19 protein-coding genes and 1 tRNA gene are annotated in these 24,315 nt (G+C 41.7%); 12 read left to right on the top strand and 8 right to left on the bottom strand.

Annotated features, from left to right (window positions below; translation table 11 throughout):
- From Q0541_RS11415 to Q0541_RS11405, 3 genes are all read left to right on the top strand, one after another.
- On the top strand, positions 1-2,183 hold a 2,183-nt coding region (locus tag Q0541_RS11415; RefSeq protein ID WP_298909885.1), incomplete at its 5' end, for a HEAT repeat domain-containing protein.
- A gap of 148 nt (positions 2,184-2,331) precedes the next feature.
- Complete coding sequence (locus tag Q0541_RS11410; protein ID WP_298909882.1) at positions 2,332-2,799, top strand: DUF29 domain-containing protein; 468 nt, start codon at positions 2,332-2,334, stop codon at positions 2,797-2,799.
- A gap of 623 nt (positions 2,800-3,422) precedes the next feature.
- A complete protein-coding gene (locus Q0541_RS11405; RefSeq protein ID WP_298909880.1) occupies positions 3,423-5,093 on the top strand; it encodes an MBL fold metallo-hydrolase in 1,671 nt (556 codons plus the stop codon).
- A 47-nt stretch (positions 5,094-5,140) separates the two neighbouring features.
- Here the strand turns inward: Q0541_RS11405 and Q0541_RS11400 are convergent, their stop codons facing one another.
- The 8 genes from Q0541_RS11400 to Q0541_RS11365 all read right to left on the bottom strand — a co-directional run bounded on the left by Q0541_RS11400 (position 5,141) and on the right by Q0541_RS11365 (position 12,046).
- On the bottom strand, positions 5,141-5,452 hold the full coding sequence (locus Q0541_RS11400; protein ID WP_012408115.1) for a DUF6679 family protein: 312 nt from the start codon (positions 5,450-5,452) through the stop codon (positions 5,141-5,143).
- A 614-nt stretch (positions 5,453-6,066) separates the two neighbouring features.
- Positions 6,067-6,276, bottom strand: coding sequence for a hypothetical protein (locus tag Q0541_RS11395; protein WP_298909846.1), 210 nt, complete (start codon positions 6,274-6,276; stop codon positions 6,067-6,069).
- 286 nt (positions 6,277-6,562) lie between these two features.
- Positions 6,563-7,351 (bottom strand): Nif3-like dinuclear metal center hexameric protein, encoded by a 789-nt coding sequence (locus Q0541_RS11390; RefSeq protein WP_298909843.1) that lies wholly within the window; start codon positions 7,349-7,351, stop codon positions 6,563-6,565.
- A gap of 96 nt (positions 7,352-7,447) precedes the next feature.
- Positions 7,448-8,197 (bottom strand): hypothetical protein, encoded by a 750-nt coding sequence (locus tag Q0541_RS11385; protein ID WP_298909813.1) that lies wholly within the window; start codon positions 8,195-8,197, stop codon positions 7,448-7,450.
- 317 nt (positions 8,198-8,514) lie between these two features.
- A complete protein-coding gene (locus Q0541_RS11380) occupies positions 8,515-8,928 on the bottom strand; it encodes a secondary thiamine-phosphate synthase enzyme YjbQ (protein WP_273763349.1) in 414 nt (137 codons plus the stop codon).
- Between the two features lie 219 nt (positions 8,929-9,147).
- The gene (locus Q0541_RS11375) at positions 9,148-10,230 is read right to left on the bottom strand and encodes a glycosyl transferase (RefSeq protein ID WP_298909771.1); all 1,083 of its coding nucleotides are present in this window, start codon (positions 10,228-10,230) and stop codon (positions 9,148-9,150) included.
- Positions 10,231-10,244: 14 nt separating this feature from the next.
- The gene (locus Q0541_RS11370) at positions 10,245-10,769 is read right to left on the bottom strand and encodes an ATP-binding protein (RefSeq protein WP_298909760.1); all 525 of its coding nucleotides are present in this window, start codon (positions 10,767-10,769) and stop codon (positions 10,245-10,247) included.
- Positions 10,770-10,855: 86 nt separating this feature from the next.
- Entirely contained in the window at positions 10,856-12,046 is a 1,191-nt protein-coding gene (locus Q0541_RS11365; protein ID WP_298909758.1) for an aminotransferase class V-fold PLP-dependent enzyme, read from the bottom strand.
- 166 nt (positions 12,047-12,212) lie between these two features.
- On the opposite strand from Q0541_RS11365, the gene Q0541_RS11360 reads away from it, so the two are divergent.
- From Q0541_RS11360 to Q0541_RS11320, 9 genes are all read left to right on the top strand, one after another.
- Entirely contained in the window at positions 12,213-13,676 is a 1,464-nt protein-coding gene (locus Q0541_RS11360; RefSeq protein ID WP_298909755.1) for a TM0106 family RecB-like putative nuclease, read from the top strand.
- 143 nt (positions 13,677-13,819) lie between these two features.
- On the top strand, positions 13,820-15,004 hold the full coding sequence (locus Q0541_RS11355; RefSeq protein ID WP_298909752.1) for an esterase-like activity of phytase family protein: 1,185 nt from the start codon (positions 13,820-13,822) through the stop codon (positions 15,002-15,004).
- Between the two features lie 296 nt (positions 15,005-15,300).
- The gene (locus Q0541_RS11350) at positions 15,301-16,923 is read left to right on the top strand and encodes a serine/threonine-protein kinase (protein ID WP_298909749.1); all 1,623 of its coding nucleotides are present in this window, start codon (positions 15,301-15,303) and stop codon (positions 16,921-16,923) included.
- A 101-nt stretch (positions 16,924-17,024) separates the two neighbouring features.
- Positions 17,025-18,551 carry a serine/threonine-protein kinase gene (locus Q0541_RS11345; protein WP_298909746.1) on the top strand — a complete coding sequence of 509 codons (1,527 nt, stop codon included), beginning with the start codon at positions 17,025-17,027 and terminating at the stop codon, positions 18,549-18,551.
- Positions 18,552-18,670: 119 nt separating this feature from the next.
- Positions 18,671-18,744: transfer RNA gene (locus Q0541_RS11340), tRNA-Asp, on the top strand.
- Between the two features lie 149 nt (positions 18,745-18,893).
- Positions 18,894-20,339, top strand: a complete 1,446-nt coding sequence (gene gltX / locus Q0541_RS11335; RefSeq protein ID WP_298909741.1) for a glutamate--tRNA ligase — start codon at positions 18,894-18,896, stop codon at positions 20,337-20,339.
- 227 nt (positions 20,340-20,566) lie between these two features.
- A complete protein-coding gene (locus Q0541_RS11330) occupies positions 20,567-21,061 on the top strand; it encodes a hypothetical protein (protein WP_298909738.1) in 495 nt (164 codons plus the stop codon).
- A gap of 291 nt (positions 21,062-21,352) precedes the next feature.
- On the top strand, positions 21,353-23,239 hold the full coding sequence (gene ftsH2 / locus Q0541_RS11325; RefSeq protein WP_298909736.1) for an ATP-dependent zinc metalloprotease FtsH2: 1,887 nt from the start codon (positions 21,353-21,355) through the stop codon (positions 23,237-23,239).
- A 462-nt stretch (positions 23,240-23,701) separates the two neighbouring features.
- Positions 23,702-24,247 carry a hypothetical protein gene (locus tag Q0541_RS11320; RefSeq protein WP_298909735.1) on the top strand — a complete coding sequence of 182 codons (546 nt, stop codon included), beginning with the start codon at positions 23,702-23,704 and terminating at the stop codon, positions 24,245-24,247.
- Positions 24,248-24,315: the final 68 nt, after the last annotated feature.

The following is a 24,315-nucleotide window of genomic DNA, read 5'->3' as shown; positions in this document are numbered from 1 at the left end:
TATATGATAGAGCTTTTTTTCGTAGCAGTTCGGCAGAGGCATTTGGCAATCTGGGTCAGTCGGCAGCTAACTATATTCCTTGTATCCTCAACTTCCTCAAGGATGAAAAGGTTGACTCATACGTTCGCAGCAGTGCAGCAGAGACATTAAGCGACCTGGGGCAGGCAGCGACGAAGTATATTCCTGACATTGCCAACATCCTCAAGGATGAAAAAGTTGACTCTTCTATTCGTAGCAGTGCCGCAGAGGCATTGGGCAACATAGGGCAGGCAGTAGTTAAATACATCCCTGACATCCTTAACTTCCTCAAGGATGAAAATGTTGACTCCGGAGTTCGTCGCAAAGCGGCAGAGGCATTGGGGAATATCAGAAAACTTGAGTTAAACGAGGTTGTTGTAATTCTGAATAATTTTTATGAGCCTGGTTATTCAGATTATTTAAATTGGCGTTTTTTAACCTATTTTCTGGGCGGTGGCACTGAGGAAGTGAAAACTCTACTAAAATGGCTTGGCTCTCCTCAAGTAGTTCCTGACAAACTTACACACGATAAAGGTGTCAAAACCCTCAACGTATTTTTGCAAGCTTGGAATGGCAGTCAGAGGCTAGAGCGTTTACGCAGCGACTTAGCCAAGCAAATCTCGGAAGTAGCCGCCAACAAAAACGTTCCTTGGAAATTACAGGATATTGGTTTACTGCAAAGCCATTACAACAACCTTAAAAAAATCAACTCCACCAATGCTAATGCGGTGCAATCAGCAATAGATAATTTGGAGGGGTGGCGGTGGTTTGTCCGTAGCAGAAACACCATCCTTATTCATGCAGCCTTTTGGCTTCTCCTGATCTTTGCCTACCCCAAATTTCCCCAAGTCCAAGCCATCTTCTTCTGGAACCCTTGGGTAAGACGCATTTTAGGCGTGGGCTATGTCGGCTTTCTCCTCACCTGGTTTCCACCCTTCCGGCGCAAATTATTTGAACCATTCAAACCTTCCCTATTAGCCGATGCCGGCTTAGATAATTTTCATGACCAAACATACTTCCCAGAATCTCAAGTCAAAGTTCTCACTTCAGGAGACATCCTGCCAATTACCAAAGCCTTACCCAGTATTCAAGGACAAATTATCTTAGAAGGTGATTCCGGCTTAGGCAAGTCAATGTTTCTCCGTCATCTGTTGAAAAATCAAGAGCGCATAGTCGTTTATCTCCCCGCTCAGAAATGTCATAAAGGCGTCATTGAGGCAATTCAAGACAAGCTACACGGCCAAGCCCAAGATGCCGGCTTCCTGAAAAACCTGATTTACAGTGGTGCGATTGACATCTGCATCGACGGACTCAACGAAGTCACCGCCGACACACGGGCAAAAATCTGCCAGTTTGTCGAAAGCTATTTCCGGGGCAACATTATAATGACTACCCAGCCTTTAGAGTGGATACCGCCCTCAACAGCAAAAACATACTACTTGCAACCCCTTAAACAACAACAAATTCAAGAGTTTTTGATATCCCGTCAGCTGCGACTCCCCAAAGATGCCAAAGTTCAAGGCGATGATTACGCCAAAGCCTGCACCAACTATTTAACAGAAGTCCTCAATAACCAGCAAGTCAAAGAAGAGTTAAACGCTGCCCAACGAACTCTTTCCAATCCAATGGATTTAACTGTGGTAGCGCTGATGTTATCACAAGGCAAATATCCTAACTTGTTTCGCCTGCAAGAACAGCAATACAATTTAATGGCGGCAGAATACTTGAAAGAATGGAATCAAGAATTTCCCTTAAAGAAATTCTCAGCCGCCGTCTACCAAATGCGACTCGAAGACAAACAAGCCCTACCCGCAGATGAATTTTACCAAGTTGCCATGTCTTTGTCAGATGAAAAATACAAAATGGTAGTCAGCCGTCAGTGGGAAGGTGAAAAAGGCGAAGCCAAGAAAGAATGGTACTTCCGCCACGATAAAATCATGGACTTCTTCTTGGTGCAAAACTTTCTCGGCGAAACTGATGCCGCCGAAGGACTATTAGTTGATAGAATGGGCGATCCGCGTTTTCGTGGTGTTTATTTCTTGCTAGCAACCTTACTTGAGATAGATGCAGCCAAAAAACTGCGGGAAGAATTGATTCAATACGCCGCCGACACGAAAGACAATACGGTGAGTAATACCTTTGTGCAGTTGTTGCGGACTAGATAAATGGGGAATTGGGCACTTGTACTGAGCTTGTCCCCTTGTCTGCCTCATCTTTTGGATGTGCGATCTGCTTTCATCGCTATGATCCTTGAGTAACTGCAAGATTTAGAGTCTAGCTGGAATGTTAAATAACTGGGAGTTGATCTGAGGAATGCCTAACACGCTATACGATCAAGATTTGCAATTATGGATTGAGCAAACCATTGAACAGTTACAGAATCATCAATTTGAGGCGTTGGATAGTGAGCATTTGATCGAGGAGCTAGTTGATTTGGGTAAGGCAGAGAAAAATGCGCTCAAAAGCAATCTGACAATTTTGCTGGCGCATTTACTCAAGTTACGGCTTGGGGATGATGTACCCGATAGCATGAAAGTCAGCTGCTATAGCTCAATACTTGAACATCGTCAGCGAGTTCTCAATAATTTAGCAGATACTCCTTCTCTAAAAAGTTTTCTGTTAGAGGCAGTGGAAAAAGCCTACCCAGATGCTCACAAGCTAGCGATTAAGGAAGGTAAGCTGGCTAAATTTGGGGTTTGGATACCTCAGGAAAGTGAGTATCCCACGGTTTGTCCTTTTTCCATTGACCAGATTCTAGATGAGGATTTTTACGGGCTGTAGAGGATTGCTCCTGTTGTCATATTGTTTCACATCTAGATGGATAGACAGGTGAACCGAAAAGTTCTACAATCTGACTGATTGCGGTAAATTTACCTATTGCCCAATCCACATAAGCATAATGAAGATTTTCTAGTGATTGCATTTGATTGCGGAAGCACTAAATTAATATAGGAAAGTCTTTAAGTACGGGGCAGCAAACAAATGGATGTAAAGCTGATTCTAGCTGGATTAACAGTTATATTTACGCTTTCGTGCTTATTTTTTGGCACGAAAAATGGATTCTATGATTCAGATAACTATCACGGCAATGGCTCCGCACATTGAGATAAATCTGTAGACGTTTGGGCGACTTTTCGTAGGATGAGTTGGCTAAGAGCGCTCAGAATTTGCAAAGGGAAAATAAACAAGAGGCATTCTTTAGCTTTTAGTTTGTTTGCTTTTCGTTAATCCACCTTTCCGAACCAGTGCGGGTTCGGTGGAGGCGTCCTCCCCAATCAAAAATCTGTATTCTCCGGGTGTAGGGGCGCACAATAAAACTTACCCCTAAGTCACAAAACCAAAATTTGTGTAATTTTTGGATTTTGGGATATGTCTATGATGATGAGGTTTGAGGGGAGGAGAGCATGAGGGATAATCTGTCAGCATCCTCTCGCGTAGATGCTGGGGAAGCGGGTAATGAATTAGAATGTTTGCCCTATAGTGTCCAGCATGACGATGAGGGCATATGTTTATTGGTGAAGATGGGGCCACACCGCATCCTGTTGGACTGTGGTTTGGAGGATATTTCATCGCTGGCTAAGGGGCTTACTAAGTCGGGACGGGGAGCTAGTTCGCCCCTACCAGCAGATTTAGTTTTGATTAGTCACGCCCACCCAGATCACGCCAGAGGCTTACTGGCACTGCATAAAGCTTTTCCAAAGTTACCGATTTATGGTAGCGAAGTAACCACCAAGTTACTGCCGCTCAATTGGCTAGACCAAGATCCTGAAGAGATTTCCCAATTTTGTCATGCCTTGCCGTTGCGATCGCCTGTGGAATTCCAAGATGGTCTGGTCGCAGAATTATTTCCCGCAGGGCATTTACCAGGGGCAGTGGCAATTCTGCTTACCTACACCACCAAGCAGCGTACTTACAAGCTACTCTATACAGGGGACTTTTTCTTATCAAACTCCCGCCTGGTAGAAGGTTTACGCTTAGAGGAACTGCGGGGCTTAGATTTGGATGTGCTGATCATTGAAGGCAGTTACGGTACATCCCGCCATCCTCACCGCCGCAACCAAGAAAATCAACTAGCAGAGCGAATTAATCGAGCGATCGCTGATAATTGTTCTGTAATCCTTCCCACCCCGGCTTTAGGATTGGGTCAAGAATTATTAATGCTTCTACGGTCTCATCACCACTTCACCGGACGAGATTTAGATATTTGGGTAGATGGTGCTGTCGCCACTGGGTGTGATGCCTATTTAGAACTGCTAGCCCACCTTCCCCCATCCGTACAAAACTTTGCCCGCCATCAACCCTTATTTTGGGATGAACGGGTGCGTCCCCGCGTGCGTCGTTTGCAACCAGAACATCGTCCCACTGTCGGCAAATCACCTTGTATTGTCCTCACTGACTCTACAACTGATTTGGGTAAGCACTGCCAATTAGAAACTGGCCCTTGGCTGATCCTTCTACCAGAAAAAATTGATATAAAAGTTAACAAAGAATATTTAGCACCCACCACTGTCGAAAGCTATCTCCTAGCTCAACATAGTGATGGCCCTGGTACTACGCAGCTAATTCATAATTTGCGACCCCAGCATGTCGTTTTTGTCCACGGTTCTCCTGCCTACTTGGCAGACCTGACTAGCTTAGAGGAGTTACAAAACCGCTACCATGTACATTCTCCGGCTGCTGACACCTTAGTAGAACTGCCCATCGGTGATACATTTTTACAGCCGGCTGCACCAGAAACTAACTACGAAGGCGAACTCACAGAGTTAGGGACAATAATCACAATCACCCTACCCAATGTGATTACTACCGATCCTCGTTGGCGGCAATTTGCGGATACTGGTTTAATCGAAGCTCGTTGGCAAGGGGAAGAACTAGTCTTAAGGGGATTGTCTCAACGAGAACTGCTCAACCAAAATAGCGATCGCTATACATGGACAGATGTAGACTGTTGCGGTACTTGCCGACATCAAAGGGGGCAGCGGTGTTGGAACCCAGCTTCCCCGTTATATAACTTTAAGGTAACCCTAGAAGGTTACTGTCCTGCTTTTGAAGGTTTATCTAATCCTGAGTCTTGAGGACTGAGTTAGGATTTATTAACTCAGCCCTCAACACTCAGCACTGATTATTCTGGATTCGAGTCAGTGTAACGGTTATGGATGCGCTCTGCTTCGGGACAGTCTTCAGTCATCAGAGGTTCCACATTCCCGCGTGGCACTGAAGCTAATTTTTGCGTTACAGCACCAATGCTCTCGAGGCGAACCATTTCTTCCCAAGAACAAACTTCGTCCTCTTCTTCTGTTTCATAGCGTAGAGTTACTAAATCTCCCTCTATGTCTATGATGCGGGCGCGTTCAATCCAGCGTTGCTGGTCCCGCAAGAAAACACATACCTCGCGCCCATCGCAACACAGTTGATAAATCTTGCGGTGTAGCATGTACTGTTTCTGCCTTTTTAAACAACGTAGTTAAACCTTTCAAAATCTGGGTTCTACCCCATTACATTACACCTTTAAGAGGTTAATTTCACCGTTGAGAACAAGTACGCTTCATAAACCAATCCCAATACTTGCTTATAGTTGTCAAAATATTGGGAAATTTTGGATCATAAATCAGTGGTTGCTCTAGCAATGAACTCAATCTCCTCCGGCTCGTTCTAAGGAATGTCTGCTTCATAGAAGTCAAACAATTCGGGATCTGTCCTAACCAGATTCATATATGATGGTGAGTCATTATTACCATTATGTAATAAAGAATACTCAAAAAGAATCGTTGATTGCGGTTGTTTAATTTGCCTACTTTTAGTCATTGGCATTACTGGGAAGTCCGAGGACTTAGCTTTACTTTTACCCATGTGTATCTGATCTTAACTCATTCTCTTGCTGACCTTGATGATTTTCAACAACAACACCCAAAGAGTTTTGAGTTTTTAAGGTTTTTGCCTGATCATGGCTAAAAAAAAGCCAAGAGAGTGGGGAGTGGATCAGGCAGGAGAAATATTTACATCAAGCTTCTTGCTGTTCCTCTGCTTCTTTTGGAGGATCAGGAAGATTTACATGGTAGGGCATAATTCCATAAGCTTGTTCGACGAGGACGCTTCTCGTTTAATTTTACCTGCGCGAACTGCATTGTATAGGGCTGCAAGGGCTGGTAAATCTTCTGACTGATAGCATTTAGTAGCCACCACTTGATGGAGTAAACCCTCAGATTCAACACTAAGATATCCAGTTTGGAAAGCAGATTCAACGATTGTGCGAATCATCTTGGTTAGGGCAAAGTAAACAATTTGTTACCTCAAGTGTGGAACATTTCTCTCTGCTACTAATTGATATGGAACATGAAATTTATGTGATTATAGTTACACGTAATTAGTGATATGCATCACAATAATGGGTTATGATAAGACTTTTAGATGAGAGTACTAACTGTATATGGACAACATTTAATACAAACTGTCCAGTATTAATGTTGATCAGTCGGATGGTTTGACAATATTTATAAAAAAACTTTTAGGCAACTATCGAAAAAATATAGTGAAACATAAGCAATCAAGCAAAAAACTGGCGGAAATCCTCATCCTTTTGACTCAATTTCACCCAGTCTAGATTTAAGGACTGGAATTTTTGCACCAAGCGATCGCAAGCGGGACGTTCAGTAGCATAATGTCCAGCATCAATTAAAATTAGATTGCAATCGCGGCTTTCTTGAAACTGATGAAACTTACAGTCAGAAGTCAGATAAGCTTGAGCACCAGTTTTAGCGACGGCTGAAATGTAACTAGCCCCCGAACCTCCCAAAACGGCAACTCGTGAAATTGTTTGCTGTAAATCAGCATTTGGGAAAAAAATCAAATGAGGGGGAGCAAGTCGGGTTTGAATTGCTGCGAGTAATTCCTGTAATGTTAAAAATGGTTCTAGCAAACCAACACGACCATATCCTAACCCTGCTTGTGTAGGTACTATGGGAGTAACTTCCTTGAGTTCTAAAATCTGAGCTAAAACGTCAGCAGTACCATCCTGCACTTGGTCAAAATTCGTGTGAGCAGTGTAAACACCAATATTGTGGGTAAAAGCTAACCGGGCCATTTCTGCGATCGCTTCACCACTGCGTAATGACTTGGGAGGAGTAAAAATCAAGGGATGATGGGCAAATATCAGATTAGCATTAAGAGCGATCGCTTCCTGCATTACTGCCAAAGTCGGTGTCAAACACACCAAAACCCGTGTTTTTTCTTGCAAAACTCCTGGTTCAATCTGCCAGCCACAATTATCCCAGCTTTCACGCCAAGCAGGATTTGCCCATGCTTCAAACCAAGTAATTAAATCAGTAATTTTCATCCTATTTTTCCAGGCAATTATTTTTTATGCAGCAAGTAGCTAAATACTTACCTTGTAAAGGGTTCCATTTTTGATTTTTTATTCTTGAATTTTTTATCAGTGTCTCTGTGGTTGAATATTTAATTTTAATGCTAATTGCTGGCGCATTTCTTGGAAAGGTTTGTTCCATACTGGGCAAGCATTCCAGTTCCACACTGCCACTGGGATAAGTTGTTCTTCAGCAAGATAAGTTAGCAGACGGTATTCGTCTTCTGGTTCACGAGAAAATGTGAAGGGATTGCGATAACCTGTATCACATAGTTTATAAGATACGATCTGACCGTGATTAATACGTTGTAAAAGTTCCTTGCCTTTGACGAGCAAATAATCCAAAAAAATCAGACTAAAAGGCTCTATATGTGCCCGATTTTGTGGTTCTTTTTGTACCCATCTTGCCCAATCAAATCCATACATAAAATCGTGAACGTAACGGAAGCGCATTTGCGTTTTATTTCCGAACATCTCTATCAGCAAAACCATTTTTTTACCAAAAACTTTTAAAAAAGGAATAGCACCCTCATCTGCTACTAAAGCCTGTCTAAGCATACTACTTACCAGAAAATCAAAATCCCAGAAGATGTTTCCTGGAAAATTTTGCAACTGAGTATACACTATAGATTCGAGAGTTTCATGAAGGGTTGTAATAAATTCAATGTCAGTGTTTTCTTCAGTAATAAAATTCCCCAATTCTGCAAAACTGGTAATTAATCTCTTTTGGGGATTAAGTGATAACATATTAATAGACTGCTGGGCGAAGATTTCATCAATAAATTGGAAAGTATGAGTTGGTGTTAGTTCTTGCTTCATAGTAATTGAAATAGCCCAGACAGCTTACACTAAATATTAGTTTATAGCTCGAAAAATAGATTATTCAAGAATCACAAATAAACTTAACTTTTTAATTTACAAATTTACACAAATTATTTATTGTTTATCTGGTAAATTTTACATCAATAATTTTTGTAAAAAAGCGATGTCTACGACGGGCTACGCCTACGCAGCGAAATTTATTTAATGCATATGACTGCGAAGTTTACGAAATTTTACCCAAAATTTACACAGTATAAATAGGGCGTTTCAACTCTACAAAGTCACACCTTAAATGAATTAAATTTGAGAACTCACTATCCAGAAATGTGGATAACTAATTCCCTCGAATGACTGCGTTGGCGATGTTCCCAAATATAAATTCCCTGCCAAGTTCCTAGCACCAAATGACCGCGATTAATAGGGATATGTTCAGAAGTATGGGTAAGTGCGGTACGAATATGTGCCGGCATATCATCAGGGCCTTCTGCATCGTGGATGTATTTGCCTGATTCTGGCACGAGTTTTGCCATAAAATTAGCTAGATCCATAAGGACATCGGGATCAGCATTTTCTTGGATCACTAAACTGGCTGAAGTGTGGCGCAAAAATAGAGTACAAAGACCAGTTTCCACTCCCGACTCTGCAACTATAGCTTCAATTTTCGCGGTGATGTTGGAAAAAGATTTGCCCGTGGTGGAAATTTTCAGTAACTTTTGGTAGTGAGTCATCTGCAATTTGATTGATTATTGACTAATAACCGTTGATTTTTTAGTTTGGATGATTTGCCTCACCATATAAATAAAGTTTATAGCGGTTTTGGTTTGGATGCAATACGCGCTTTGGGCGCACATCTGCGCGTCCCTACTGTATTTTACATAATTGAAAACAGCTATAACCTTCTCAGCAGATAGCTAGTAGCCTATGAGAGGCTATAAGTTAAGTCAAGTTTAATTACTGCGAAAATAGTTGACAATAGCATGAGCGATCGCTTCATTACCATCCTTGGCAATTGGTTGAGATTGCTTTGGTAGTTGGGGTAACTCACGCAGAAAATCCCAAGTCCCTTGAAAAAACTCAGAAGGGGTGATGATTTGGTGCTGGTTATAATTAATTATGCCTTCTAGTATAAAATTTGCTTCAGCAAAATCATTGCGTGGTATAGTAACAATAGGCACTTGTAGTATTGTGGCTTCAGAAAAAGTACTGTAACCAGGTTTAGAAACGACTCGTCCACAAATAGGCATAAAATCTACAGGGCGGTATTTGCGGTCATCAATTTTCACTAAATTAGGTAAATCAGGGGCAGATTGATCAAATACGATGAATTGCCAATCTGAAAATCGCCGCAGGTTATCATAGGGGATTTGCTGTAAACCCAAGCCGCCAAAGGTCAACAAAATAGTTTTTTCAACTGCTGTAGTTATTCCCCAAAGAGAACGTAAATCATCAGCAGAGTAACGGGGGGAACCGCCTGTTAAGCCGACATCTGTGATATTGTTAAAAGCCTGCATCGGTTCATGAAAGGGTAGACGAAACAGGCGATCGCACTTTGAGTAGCAATCACTAATCCAATCGGCAACTGCGGTAAATTCACCCCCCCAATCTCGGTAGATCAAGTCCCAGCCAAAGTTACTCATCATCCAGCAGGGAATATTTGCAGCTTTGGCAAACCCAGGAGCCAGGAAGGGAATATCTGCCAAGATGAGATTAACGCGATTTTGGCGGATAAAATTGACTTCTGAGGCTATCAGTGAATTTTGATGCTTCTTAATATCCAGCAACTTTTCTAAAGTCGCTACTTTATCCATTGTCAAACTATCAGTTTGCACCACACCCAAATCAAATGCACGAGGACGATAGATAAAATCGCCTTCTATATAGCACTCTAGCAACCAGCGGGGGGCAGTACTCACCATAATTAGCAGAACTTCTGGACATAACTTTTGAATTGTCGCAGCTACAGAAGCCGTGCGGGTAGCATGACCAAAGCCGTGGTTAGTTATGGCTAAGTATAAAATTGGGCGTTCCATTTTATAGGGAAAATTTATAACTTATTAAATCTAGAATGTAATTGAGTTTCTAGCCAATCTTTAATAGTGGATTCATTATTGAATAGCAAAATATTTTCATCTACTTCAGGAGGCTGAAAATTTTGTATTAGTTCTGCAAAAATCCCCTTTTTGATTCCTTGGCGTTTTTTAGTCTGTTCATTCATTTGCATTCTTATGTAAATTTCCTCTAGCGGAACATCGAGGTAAATTACTTTGCTTTTATAATCATGTCGTTTGGCGACCTCTCTAAATCTGTCACGCAACCAACGAAAACAGTTTGTATCATCAAGAATGATATCTTGTTCTAGCTGCATTAAATTATCCAAAATACCAATTGTGATCTGGTGAGTATTTTCCCACTCTTCAACAGAAATACCATCTCCACCAAAACCAAGTCCTCGCTCTTTATTGATATCATCCAGACTTACATAAGCACAGTTTAGGTAATCGACTATTGCTTTAGCCAAGGTACTTTTACCAGAAAACGCCAAGCCACAAAGTAAATAAAGGGTTTTCATTTAGTTCAGCAGAGTTAAGTACAGCCTCTGAGCTTGAGATAGCATAACGCACTAGTAAAAGTGCGTTACAACACACCCTACTGATCCTACATTTGGCAAAAACTTTGAATTGCCTCAATCAATTGGTCGATTTCCGATTCTAAAGTAAAGTAATGAACACTGGTGCGTATACAGCTAGGGTCAGCAATTGTCCGAGTTAATATTTTTTGCGAGTCTAAAAATTGCACCAACTTCAAATGAGCTTGGGGCTGATTCTGGGTGAGTTGAAAAGAGACTATACCGCTTTCAGGTGGGGAAGTTCGTAGACATTTGACATCGAGTAACGCTACTAACTGCTGCCAGAGGTACTCACTGTTATGGCAAATTTGCTCATAACGTTCCTGTGAGGTTCCCCATTGCTGATGGATTGCGATCGCCTCCCGTAACCCAACATACAACGGATAAGCTAATGTAGACACTTCGTATCGTCGCCCATCTGGAAGCCAATCCACAGGCTGAGATTGGCTATCCACAACAATTCCATTTAAGCCAATAAACGTAGGTTTCAGGCTTTCTCGTGCTTCTGGTCGGACATACAAACCACCCGCACCCGCTGGGCCACATAACCATTTGTGACCAGTGAAAGCATAAAAATCTACTCCCAATTCAGTCAAGTTTAAAGGCAACAAGCCAGCAGATTGGGCAGCATCTATCAGTAGTAAAGAATGATTCTTGTCGCATATTTCAGCAATTTTGTCAAGAGGTAAAACTTGACCAGTATTCCAGAAAACATGACTTAATATCACAAGACGAGTATTAAGGCGTAAGTGCTGGATAATAACTTTTACGGGGTCACCCTCATTTAAAGTCGCCTTGAGAGGACAGGTAGTAACTTCCACAGCAAATCTCCGCGCGATTTCTTGTGCTGTGGCAATCACACCTGGATGTTCGCAGTCCGAGAGGAGCATATGGTCGCCAGCACGCCACTCGATGCCCCACATGGCGATATTACAGCCAACAGTGACATTCTGGGTGAGGGTAATTGTTTGACTTGGTGCATGTAACTCCGAAGCGATCGCTTCTCTTGCGGCTTGAGTCTGGGGCGCTATCCAGCGATATGCCTCATTGCCAAAGGGGCCTATGTGCTGAACATGAGCTTGAGTTTGGGTCATAGCATCCATTGCCCTTTGGGGCATCGGCCCTTGTCCCCCATAATTGAAATAAGCCTTATTCGCTAAAGCGGGAAATTGCTCTCGATGGCTATGCAACCTGGTTTGTGCGACAGAAGTATTGGTCATACCAATTTTAGATTTTGGATTTTGGATTTTGGATTTTGGATTAGTCAAAAGCCATTAGTCATTGGTCATTAATTTTTCATCTCCCTGATCTCTCTTGTCTCGCCCACTCCATTATTAATTGTCTGAGTTACTCCCAGAGTGTGCTAATTCTTGTTAACTTAAAAGGATGCTAATTAATGCTGAACTCCTACTGCAATACCAACGCTGTAAACGCCGGCCTTTTCTAGATATCCACGGTGACAAAAGTCAACGCGATGATGTCAATGAGTTGCTGCAAAAACTACAACAGGACAAAATCGCCCATCAGCTGAGTTTTCTAGCACATCTGACCTATCACCAACCAGATTATCCATACGGAAACTGGGAGAGGGGAGAGGCGGCAACTTTAGAATTGATGCAGCGTGGGGTGGACTACATTTATAAAGGAGTACTGTTAGCAACTTATTCTGAAGGATACACCTTACTGAGTCGTCCAAATTTACTCGTCAAACAGCCAGGACAGTCCCGTTTTGGAGACTGGATGTACGTCCCGGCTGGTATTGAACTGGGTAAGCGCCCTAAGCAAGAATATCAAGTTGTCGCCGCATTTCATGCCCAAGTGTTGGCAACAGTGCAGGGAGTTGTACCAGAAATAGCTTGGCTTTTATTGCGGCGAACCAATGACAGAAGTTATGCGGTGGATCTTTTCAAATGGATACCACGGATGCAGCAGATTCTGGAGGAGTTTATTCAAGTTTTAGAGTTACCGAATCCGCCAGAGGTGTTTATTTCTCGGCAAAAGTGCAATCTTTGCCATTGGTATAGTCAATGTTATGCCGTTGCTCAATCTGAAAAACATCTCTCACTGTTACCAGGCGTAACACCCATTCGCTACACTCAACTGCAAGCCCTAGCCATCACTACACTGGAATCTCTCGCCAACACCAGTCCCAGCACCTTAGAAAACCTACTTGGTTTCGACAGGGAAGTAGCGCCCAAGCTAGTAGTGCAAGCTCAATCTGCACTGGAAAGACGACCCATAATATTGCCCTATCCGCTACCAATTAAAGATATTACATTCACAGCACCCATAGAGCTTTACTTTGATATTGAGGCACAGCCAGACTTGGATTTAGATTATCTTTTGGGGGTTTTGGTCGTTGATAGACTTGCCAATACAGAACAGTTTTATTCGTTTTTAGCAGATAAACCAGAAGACGAAGAATTAGTTTGGCAGCAATTTTTGGATTTAGTTTGGCAATATCCCGAAGCGCCAATTTATCATTTTTGTGTCTACGAGTTTGATACAGTCAAACGGTTGGCAAAGCTTTACAACACTCCCTACGCTTCAGTGCGTCCTGTACTGAATCGATTTGTGGATGTGTATGAACAATTAACCCAAAGTGTAACATTGCCTGTAGAAAGCTATGCCCTGAAAGCGATCGCTCGTTGGTTAGGATTTGAGTGGCGGGAAAAAGAAGCTAGTGGCGCTAAATGTATTTACTGGTATGATCAGTGGCTAGAAACAGGCGATCGCACCTTATTAGAAATTATCCAAAGCTACAACGAAGATGATTGCCGCGCTACCCGCAGAGTGAAAGATTGGCTTGTCAACTTTTTTCAGGATGAATACGGTTTGCGACTAGCTTAAGTAATTTCGGATTTTCTAAAGATTTTCAATTGGTTGGAATACATGTTATTTGTAGTGGCGCACAGATGTGCAGCCCTAACACATGTTGCATCCTTCAGGATGATATCTTATTTGTAATTTTCAGACTTGAACAAAAAAATTCTATGCAGCTGATTAAAAAAATCTTCGCAATCCCACGAATTATTTATTTCTTAGTCACGATTATAATTATCGTTTTTTTATTCACAAACTTATATACAAATGCCGTTGAAGTCAGTAGCATAGAGTTTATCGGAGAAGCCACTTTACCGAAAGGTTTAATCTTTAAAAACACTGAAGTTGGAGGTTTATCTGGAATTACATATGATGCAAAAAACAACCTTTATTATGCTATTTCCGATGACCACGGAAAGAAAGCTGCCGCCCGTTTCTACACTCTTAAAATTGACTTAAGCAAGGGTAAGCTACAAAAAGGTAAAGTTCTTCCTGTCAGTGTTACTACATTATTAAATGAAAATGCTCAAACATTTCGCCCTGCTGAAAGTGATACAGAAGGTATTGCAGTAACTAATAAAGCAACTGTGTTTATTTCTTCTGAAGGCGATGCTGGAAAATTAATTAATCCTTTTATTAAAGAGTTCTCGCTCTCTTCTGGCAGAGAAATTAAAACACTTTCCATACCAAACAAATTTTTGCCAGATAAAAGTAGTCAAAAAGGCATCCGTAACAATTTGGCTTTTGAAAGCCTCACTATCACACCTGATAAAAAGCATCTATTTACAGCTACCGAAAATGCTCTAATTCAAGATGGTGTCGCAGCTAAACCTAACATCGGTAGTCCTTGCCGGATTTTGCAATACAACTTGCTCAACAACCAGCCAGAAAAGGAATTTCTTTACCAAACTGAACCAGTTTCACCCTTTTTGAATTTTACTGGCAAATTCATTAGTGGATTACCTGATTTACTTGCTCTCGATAATCAAGGACACTTCCTAAGTTTAGAACGGTCTTTTACTGGTTTAGGATTTGCTATTTTCCTGTTTCAGGTTTCTTTAGAAGGAGCCAATGATATTCATAAGATTGATAGCCTTTTAGCAATTAATTCCAAGAATATTAAACCAGTTACGAAAAAACTGCTGTTAGATTTAAGAACCTTAAATGTACTGCTAGATAACATCGAAGGCTTAACTCTTGGGCCTAAACTACCCGATGGACAGCAATCATTAATTCTCATCAGTGATAACAATTTTAACTCCCTGCAACGCACCCAGATACTAGCCTTTAAAATTAAAATTGAAACACCACTAATCAGATTATTGCGACGTTTACTCCCGAATCTCAACCGTTAACTGTACAGAGGTATCGTACCTTTACTACTATTCACTTGTTTTAAGCTTATTCCTGTGTATTCACGGAATTTGCTAGGCAATTTTATCTTGCCTATTTGTAGTTTACGTGTAATTTCTCAACCGTATTCATTAATAAATATGTTATCCAATGATTAGGGAATTTTGCAGAAAGATTAACCATGATTACAGCAGAGAATTAATATTCTAAAAATTATGATATTTTTTAGATTTAAGTTTAAAAATTAGCTAGACTTATTAAAGTATTTTTCCAAAAATCTTTTTCATAAATGATTTTTATGTCACAAAATCAAATTGAGAGTATGGTAGGGCAAAAAGCAGAATTAGATGATTACATTGGACAATTTTTAAATAATCGCTATTTAATCATAGATTTAATTGGTAAAGGAGGGATGGGTAAAGTTTATTTAGCAGAAGATACTGCTAAAGGTGGTATGCCGATCGCAGTCAAAATTTTATCACTCAGTTTGGTGAACCAGCAAATGTCCCAACGCTTTGCCAGAGAGATTTTTATTGGCGCTCAATTGGGTCGCAAAAGTAAACATATTGTTCGTATTTTAAGTTATGGCGTCACTGAGGATAAGACTCCCTTTTATGTAATGGAATACCTCCAAGGAAAAAATCTAAAACAAATTATCAAAGTTCAGCCTTTAACAATATCAAAGTTTTTGGAGATTTGTAATCAAATTTGTTTAGGTTTACAATGTGCCCACCAAGGTATCAGCCTCAAAGGAGAAATTTATCCCATTGTTCATAGGGATATTAAACCAGAAAATATATTCATTAGTGAAGATAGTAAACAAGGAGAAATTGTTAAAATATTAGATTTTGGTATTGCCAAATTTTTAACAGAGCGAAGCGGGATGACCCTGACAGATTCTTTTATTGGGAGTTTGCCTTACTGTTCTCCAGAACATATGGAAGGACGCAAATTGCTAGATGTCCGCTCTGACATTTACAGTTTGGGAGTATTAATGTTTGAGATGCTGACAGGAAAACATCCATTTCAGACAAAAAGTAACTCCTTTGGTACTTGGTATCAAGCGCATCGCTTTCAATTGCCACCTACAGTTGAAGAAGTAAATCCACAAGTCAAAATACCGCAGGTATTAGAAAAATTACTGATGAGTTGTTTAGCGAAAGAAATAAGCGATCGCCCTCAAAATATCAACCAAATATTAGAATATTTAGAAAAGGTTAATCTTCAGCTTAATGATGTTATTCCTAGCAATAGCAGTGAGAATATTCAACTCTCGTATCCAGTTCAATTAGTCCCTGCAACTTTATTATCAGAAAAAGATTGTTTGCAGAAAAATTGGCCTAAAAATAAACCAATTGCATCAATTGGTTTTCCCCATTTACTACATAGTCATCAAAGACTTATACCAACTTTTTGGTCAATGTTGCCCAAACAAGAGATTACAAAATATTTGGATAAAATACATGGAACTGAATTTATTAGTAAAATGAATGTATACCCGATGCTATTATGGGTAACAGTACTATATAATGCCCAACCTTCTCTGACTAAGTGGCTACCTTATTTTCTGGATTTGAAAGATAATAAAGGGGAGAAGATAGCACGTAGTTTAGCGGAAGTAGGCTACTATCATCTACTATTTTTTCCCCTAGAAGATCCAAACCGTTGTTCTCATGTAACGACTTTAAGGCTTACGGCTAATCAGCGCCAGCAACTTGTAGATTGCTTAGATATGAGTCAACAATCAAATGAATTAATTTTGCCTAATGAAGCTAAAAATCTTCTAAAAACAGATTATGAAAAGCTGAAGTTAGACATTTTACAAAAGTTAGCTGTACATCACAAAGCTGAGAAAGAAGGTTTAAAAAATTGGATGAATAAATTTTTGGAGACTTTTTTTAAACTTTTATCACGTCCTTGAAAGTCTGCTATCAAAATCAAAATGCTTACTACCATTACCCAATGATATTCTTATGTGTCTACTGCTAACTTTAAATCGACTCAGCAGCAGAGGTGAACAAAGTGAATCAAAGCCGATTTATATCTCCAAGTAGTACGGGCTTGCTTGCCAATCGTTATCAACTCAAGCAATTAATTGGTAGCGGTGGTATGGGTGAAGTTTTCTTAGCAAATGATATTTTGTTAGGAGGTACACCCGTTGCTGTCAAGTTTTTGACTAAAACTGTTGTCGATACCAAGATGCAACAAGACTTTGTTCGTGAAGCTTTAATGAGTGCAGCTTTGAGTCAAAAGAGCTTACATATAGTGCGGGCGTATGATTATGGCGTGAATGAGAAAGGAAAACCATACTACGTCATGGAATATCTATGTGGAAAGAGTTTAAAGGATTTAATTCCACTGCCTCTATCTATGTTTTTGACTCTCTCCCGCCAAATTTGTTTGGGCTTACAGTGCGCCCATCAAGGCATTAACGTTGACGGCAAAATTTGTCCATTAGTTCATAGAGATATCAAGCCTGCCAATATATTAGTTATTCCTGATCCGATATTGGGTCAGTTAGTTAAAATTCTTGATTTCGGGATTGCTAGATTTTTAAATTATGCATCAACAGCTAGTACAAGCAGTGGATTTAATGGCACTTTACCCTACTGTTCTCCAGAACAGTTAGATGGGGAAAAATTAGATAGTCGCTCTGATATTTATAGCCTGGGTGTGATGATGTTTGAAATGCTCACAGGCAAAAAACCCTGGCAACCAGAAACTGATTACTTTGGTGCTTGGTATAAAGCACATCAGTTTGAAGACCCAAAAGCGATCGCAGATGTTAAACCCACTCTTAAATTACCTCAGAAGCTAAATAATTTAATCATGGCTTGTCTTGCTAAAAAAGCAAGCGATCGCCCACAAAATATCGCTCAAATTCTGCAAGTATTAAACAGTTTAGAACAGCCCGATAGTCCCCGTTTACCTACAACATTAGCCTCTAGTTCCATTCTTAACTGTCCTTTAGATTCTGGATTACCAATCACAGTAGAACAAAAGTGTCGGCAACTTTTATGGCCTGAAAATAAACCAATTCAAGAAATTGTTTTTCCCCAGCTTCTAGACACTGCACAAGGATCTATGACAGCGCTATGGTTGATGTTGCCTAAACAAGAAATTAAAAACTATGCGGTTTCTATCCGTTATAATCAATTTATCTTCATAACATCCCCTCACCCAATGCTGTTGTGGGTGAGTATACTCTACAATCGGCAATTAGCTCCTAAGTGGCTACCCTCCTACCTAGATATGCAAAATCCCCAAAATCTTAGGGTGGTAAGTTTCCTGGCTGAAAATGAACACTGTCCTTTGATTTTCTTTACTCTAGAAGCACCACATTCCTGCACCAACGTTCTCAGCAGTCGCATCGAGCCAACTCAGCGGCAAATGTTGAAAACCTGGGTGCAACAGAGTCATAGTCTACCACCCGCTTCTCAACCCCAGTTGAGCAAACAGCTATTAAAGCAGCAGTATAAACAAATGCAATCCCGGATATTACAGCATCTAGAATCAGAGCCACAGGTTGTATTATCAGGGTCTATTTAACGAAAAAGTTCTCCCAAGCAGCGATCGCCCGCTAGGCAGACGGGGCAAAAATAATTCCTAACTGCAAAACACTTGACAAGTAGAAAATAAATAGCGATAATAGCAAAGTTGCCAAACAAGGGACTGTAGTTCAATTGGTTAGAGCACCGCCCTGTCACGGCGGAAGTTGCGGGTTCGAGCCCCGTCAGTCCCGTTATAAAGTTATCAGTAGTGAATCTTGAGTAATATTAGGAATTGGGCATTTGTTATTTACTAGTTCCTAAGCGTACATTTCCTTGACTCAGGATTCAGGGTTTAAATATAAGCTACATTTATCAAGCTTTGCGAAAGAGAGAATTAACTGTGACTGTCAGAGTCCGAATTGCGCCGAGTCCAACTGGAAATTTACATATTGGTACAGCTAGAACGGCTGTATTTAACTGGCTATTTGCCCGCCACCAAGGTGGTAAATTTATACTGCGAATAGAAGACACAGACCTAGAGCGATCGCGTCCCGAATACACCGACAATGTTCTTGAAGGACTGCGCTGGCTAGGACTTAACTGGGATGAAGGACCATTTTTTCAATCCCAACGCCTGGATCTCTACAAAGAAGCAGTAGAAAAACTGCTAGATCAAGGATTAGCCTATCGCTGCTACACCACTTCCGAAGAACTAGAGGCTTTAAGAGAAGCCCAAAAAGCTAGAGGCGAAGCTCCTCGCTATGACAACCGTCATCGCAACCTCACGCCAGAACAACGCGCCGCATTTGAAGCAGAAGGTCGCTCCTCTGTGATTCGCTTCAAAATCGAAGATGGGCGGGAAATTGTCTGGAATGACTTAGTAAGGGGAAATATGTCTTGGCGAGGTAGCGATTTAGGTGGTGATATGGTCATCGCCCGCGCTTCAGAAGAAGGTAGTGGTCAACCTTTATACAACTTTGCAGTTGTAGTGGATGACATCGATATGCAAATCACCCATGTCATTCGGGGAGAAGACCACATCGCTAATACTGCCAAGCAAATTCTGCTGTATGAAGCAATGGGTGCAAAAATTCCAGAGTTTGCCCACACGCCGCTGATTTTGAACAACGAAGGGCGCAAGCTTTCTAAGCGAGATGGTGTTACTTCCATTTCTGAATTTCAGCAAATGGGCTTTACTGCTGAAGGCTTGGTGAATTATATGACATTGCTGGGTTGGTCGCCACCAGACTCGACGCAAGAAATATTTACCTTAGAAGCAGCAGCCAAAGAATTTGGCTTTGAACGTGTAAATAAAGCAGGTGCAAAGTTTGACTGGGCAAAACTAGATTGGTTGAACAGTCAGTATATCCACCATATGCCAGTAGATAAACTCACAGATTTACTCATACCCTATTGGCAAGCGGCTGGGTATAAATTTGATGGTGGAAGAGAACGCCCCTGGTTAGAACAGCTAGTAACTTTAATTAGCCAAAGCTTGACTCGTTTAGTAGATGCAGTAGCTCAAAGCCAACTGTTTTTTAGCGACACAGTTGAGTTTAGTGACGAAGCCAGTACACAACTCAAGCAAGAAGGTTCTACTGCTGTGCTTGAGGGGATTGTCACAGCTTTAGAAAATCAGCCGCAACTATCGGAAGCCGCCGCCCAGGACATTATTAAACAAGTGGTGAAAGAGCAAAAAGTCAAAAAAGGCTTGGTGATGCGATCGCTCAGAGCAGCCTTAACTGGAGATGTTCATGGCCCGGACCTGATCCAATCTTGGTTACTACTAAATCAGATTGGTTTAGATAAGTCGCGCTTGAGTAGGGTGATAACAGAAGCTAATTAGTGATTACTTCCAGATTTTAGAAATATTTGAGATTTTAGGGGCGCACAAACAAACGTGCGCCCCTATCCATAAGGTAGAGCAACTATCGGAACAAGAAATCATTAACTAATTACTAATGAATTATCCCCAATTTTAAATCTAAAATAGGTAGTCAATTCTCCTCAGGTTGGGAACTTTGTGTGTAAAATTAATGTCTTCAAAAACACTTAGAAGCGAACGTAATTACAATGCTGACAAAAGTGCTTAACAGAGGGATGAGATTATCGTTGATGATAGTTACGCTCTTGATTACATTGACAGTTAATACTGTGACTGATGCTCAGGAAGCGCCAACGATATTTGGAGATGTCACCATTAGCCCCCAGTTTTCGCCAGACCCCCTGACAGTTCGCGGGATGAGTGGTGGTTCAATATCTGGGATTCAAGTAGCCGCCAGGAGCGAAACAGCCACTGGCCCTTGTACCGGATTTGTTGATGAAACACCAGACCACACATTAGTGCTAACAAATAAATTTGACTACCTAAAGCTGCAAGTGCAAAGTCCTGAGGACACCACCTTGATTATCAAGGGACCCGGTGGTACTTGGTGTAATGACGATGTTGACGGTAAAAATGCCGGCATTGTTGGTGAATGGCTGGCTGGAAATTACCAAATTTGGGTTGGTTCCTACGAAAAAGGTAAGTATCTTCCTTACACTCTACAAATTACAGAAGTTAAGTAGGTAAAGTCCTTGATTGAAGAGACACACCAGAGACGAGAAAATTTTTTGGCGTCTCTCCCTTGTTGGCGCTCCCTTTTCTCGTGCGATATTGTATTAAAATTAAGTTAACTTTGATTAAGATTCTTGTTGGCATCGCCATAATGCCCTGATTGGCTTATGGCAGTGCATATAAGAGATCAAATTAAACAAAATGGATTTATAGACATCCGTTTAACAGCTTAAAGTGACAGAGTGATGAACATTCGGTTGCTAAGGCTGATGACTTGTATAGGTATCTAGAGGCAAATTAACATGAAATTCTCTTGGAAAGTCCTAGCACTCTGGACATTGCCGGCTTTGGTAATTGGCTTTTTCTTTTGGCAAGGGGCCTTTGCAGGCGCTCCTGCTGACATGAGTAAGAATGCAGCCAATACCCGCATGACCTATGGTCGCTTTCTAGAATACTTGGACGGCGATCGCGTCAGCAGTGTGGATCTGTACGAAGGCGGTAGGACAGCAATTATAGAAGCCCGCGATCCAGACATCGAAAATCGTGTCCAAAGGTGGCGGGTGGATTTGCCTGTTAACGCTCCTGAGTTAATTAGCAAGCTCAAAGAAAAAGACATTAGTTTTGATGCTCACCCCATGCGGAATGATGGCGCAATTTGGGGATTGTTGGGCAATCTCATATTTCCAGTTTTATTGATTACCGGGCTGTTCTTTTTGTTCCGGCGTTCTAGCAACCTCCCCGGCGGGCCAGGTCAAGCGATGAACTTCGGCAAATCCAAGGCGCGTTTCCAAATGGAGGCGAAAACCGGGGTCAAGTTTGATGACGTAGCCGGGATCGAAGAAGCTAAGGAAGAATTGCAAGAAGTTGTCACCTTCCTCAAGCAGCCAGAAAGATTTACCGCTGTAGGCGCACGGATTCCCAAGGGAGTCCTGTTAGTTGGGCCTCCTGGAACTGGTAAAACTTTACTAGCAAAAGCGATCGCTGGCGAAGCAGGCGTACCATTCTTCAGTATTTCTGGTTCGGAATTCGTGGAAATGTTCGTCGGTGTCGGTGCATCCCGCGTCCGCGATTTGTTCAAGAAAGCTAAAGACAACGCCCCCTGTATCATCTTCATCGATGAAATCGACGCCGTTGGACGCCAACGGGGTGCTGGTATCGGTGGCGGTAACGACGAGAGAGAACAAACCCTCAACCAACTCCTTACCGAAATGGATGGGTTTGAAGGTAATACAGGCATCATTATTATTGCTGCCACCAACCGTCCCGACGTACTAGACTCAGCCTTATTGCGTCCCGGCCGCTTTGACCGACAAGTAACAGTCGATGCACCTGATATCAAAGGGCGTTTGGAAATATTGCAAGTCCACGCGCGTAACAAGAAACTAGACACTAGCGTATCTTTGGATGCGATCGCTCGCCGCACTCCTGGATTCACTGGTGCTGACTTAGCCAACTTACTCAACGAAGCGGCTATTCTTACCGCTAGAAGACGCAAAGAAGCGATCACCTTGCGTGAGATTGATGACGCAGTGGATCGGGTAGTCGCTGGGATGGAAGGTACTCCTTTGGTAGACAGCAAGAGCAAGCGCTTAATTGCCTACCACGAAATTGGACACGCCTTAGTTGGGACTTTGTTAAAAGACCATGACCCAGTGCAGAAAGTCACCTTAATCCCACGGGGACAAGCACAGGGTTTGACATGGTTTACTCCCGACGAAGAACAGGGGTTAATTTCCCGTTCTCAACTCAAAGCCAGAATTACTGGTGCTTTAGGCGGTCGCGCTGCTGAAGAGGTGATTTTTGGGGCTGCGGAAGTTACCACTGGTGCCGGTGGAGACTTACAACAGTTGTCGGGAATGGCGCGGCAAATGGTGACGCGGTTTGGGATGTCAGATTTAGGGCCGTTGTCACTGGAAAGCCAGCAGGGAGAAGTATTTTTAGGTCGTGACTGGACAACCCGATCTGAGTATTCCGAATCTATCGCCTCCCGCATTGATGGACAAGTGCGAACGATCGTGGAAGAATGCTACGAAAACTCGAAAAAGCTCATCCGTGATAATCGCACTGTCACCGATCGCTTAGTCGATCTGCTGATCGAAAAGGAAACCATTGACGGCGAAGAATTCCGCCAGATTGTGGCTGAGTACGCTGATGTACCTGAGAAGCAGCAGTACGTTCCGCAACTGTAGTAGATGAATCTTTTCTGGGCTAATGTCTGGGAATGAGCAAATAGAAATCAAATGAGGATGGTATGTGCCATCCTCATTTTTTTAGCTCTACCGTAAATTTTATGCAAAAAATCAATGAACAGTTATACATAAGTATGATCCTTAGTGAGTAAGTCCTGCAAGTGGGTGTAGTCTGTTGATCTTTGTGGCATAAGTATTACAAAACTCCTAGTCTTGGCTAAGGGAAATGCTTGTTAGTTATTGTTCCCATCTGTACCGAGAGGATCACAACTTGCGTTAAATTCAGTATTCTCTCGCTGTAAAACGAATTGGATTATTATATTAATTAACAACTATGTTCGCCTCATCCACTTGGTTAAAGTAGTAGTCTGTAGCCTTGTTTTACCAATCTAGCAAAGAAAAATCCGAAACTGGCAACATGGCTATTGTATATAAATATCTACCCCTTTTTATTTACAGAAAATGAATAGCAAAGCTAAATTATTGACTTTTGGCATCGTAACGCTTGCTCTTTCTTCTTTAATTGTCAGCACAGTCATAGCACAGACAAAACTGACAAATCAATCAAAATTGTTCATCAATGGAATCGGCACAGTACAAGTTGGGATGACTGTTTCCCAAGCGGCAAAGGCTGCTGCTACTCAGCTAGTGGGTGATTCTCCGAGTAACAGTTGCTACTACGTTAAGCCACAAAACGAACCCAAAAATCTTTTGTTTATGGTTACAAAAGGTCGTATTTCTAGAGTAGATGTGCGGCAGAATACCCAGATTACTACCCTCAAAGGTGCAAAAATTGGCGACACCGAAGCGCAAATCAAGTCTCTCTATCCAGGACAAATTAAAGTCACACCTCATAAATACGTCCAAGGCGGACACTACTTGACATTTATCCCGAAAGACCCTGCTAACCAGAACTATCGTGTGGTATTCGAGACTGACGGGAAGCGTGTCACTCAGTTTCGGTCAGGTAAACTGCCAGAAGTTGAATTTGTTGAAGGCTGTTCTTGATCTGAGATATCATCAAACTTACTTCCTTAGCTTCCGCAGCTTACGTTGGCTATGCCTGCCGTACCCCT

The sequence above is a fragment of the uncultured Nostoc sp. genome (genome assembly GCF_937863485.1).
Taxonomy (GTDB): Bacteria; Cyanobacteriota; Cyanobacteriia; order Cyanobacteriales; family Nostocaceae; genus Nostoc.
This window is presented reverse-complemented; position numbering and strand designations above follow the sequence as displayed.

Coding starts and splice junctions, on each gene's coding strand:
- Q0541_RS11320 (WP_298909735.1), top strand. CDS start 23,702: ATGAATAGCAAAGCTAAATTATTGACTTTTGGCATCGTAACGCTTGCT.
- Q0541_RS11410 (WP_298909882.1), top strand. CDS start 2,332: ATGCCTAACACGCTATACGATCAAGATTTGCAATTATGGATTGAGCAA.
- Q0541_RS11385 (WP_298909813.1), bottom strand. CDS start 8,197: ATGAAGCAAGAACTAACACCAACTCATACTTTCCAATTTATTGATGAA.
- Q0541_RS11365 (WP_298909758.1), bottom strand. CDS start 12,046: ATGACCAATACTTCTGTCGCACAAACCAGGTTGCATAGCCATCGAGAG.
- Q0541_RS11360 (WP_298909755.1), top strand. CDS start 12,213: ATGCTAATTAATGCTGAACTCCTACTGCAATACCAACGCTGTAAACGC.
- Q0541_RS11375 (WP_298909771.1), bottom strand. CDS start 10,230: ATGGAACGCCCAATTTTATACTTAGCCATAACTAACCACGGCTTTGGT.
- ftsH2 (WP_298909736.1), top strand. CDS start 21,353: ATGAAATTCTCTTGGAAAGTCCTAGCACTCTGGACATTGCCGGCTTTG.
- Q0541_RS11350 (WP_298909749.1), top strand. CDS start 15,301: ATGTCACAAAATCAAATTGAGAGTATGGTAGGGCAAAAAGCAGAATTA.
- Q0541_RS11395 (WP_298909846.1), bottom strand. CDS start 6,276: ATGATTCGCACAATCGTTGAATCTGCTTTCCAAACTGGATATCTTAGT.
- Q0541_RS11390 (WP_298909843.1), bottom strand. CDS start 7,351: ATGAAAATTACTGATTTAATTACTTGGTTTGAAGCATGGGCAAATCCT.
- Q0541_RS11380 (WP_273763349.1), bottom strand. CDS start 8,928: ATGACTCACTACCAAAAGTTACTGAAAATTTCCACCACGGGCAAATCT.
- Q0541_RS11400 (WP_012408115.1), bottom strand. CDS start 5,452: ATGCTACACCGCAAGATTTATCAACTGTGTTGCGATGGGCGCGAGGTA.
- Q0541_RS11370 (WP_298909760.1), bottom strand. CDS start 10,769: ATGAAAACCCTTTATTTACTTTGTGGCTTGGCGTTTTCTGGTAAAAGT.
- Q0541_RS11405 (WP_298909880.1), top strand. CDS start 3,423: ATGAGGGATAATCTGTCAGCATCCTCTCGCGTAGATGCTGGGGAAGCG.
- Q0541_RS11330 (WP_298909738.1), top strand. CDS start 20,567: ATGCTGACAAAAGTGCTTAACAGAGGGATGAGATTATCGTTGATGATA.
- Q0541_RS11355 (WP_298909752.1), top strand. CDS start 13,820: ATGCAGCTGATTAAAAAAATCTTCGCAATCCCACGAATTATTTATTTC.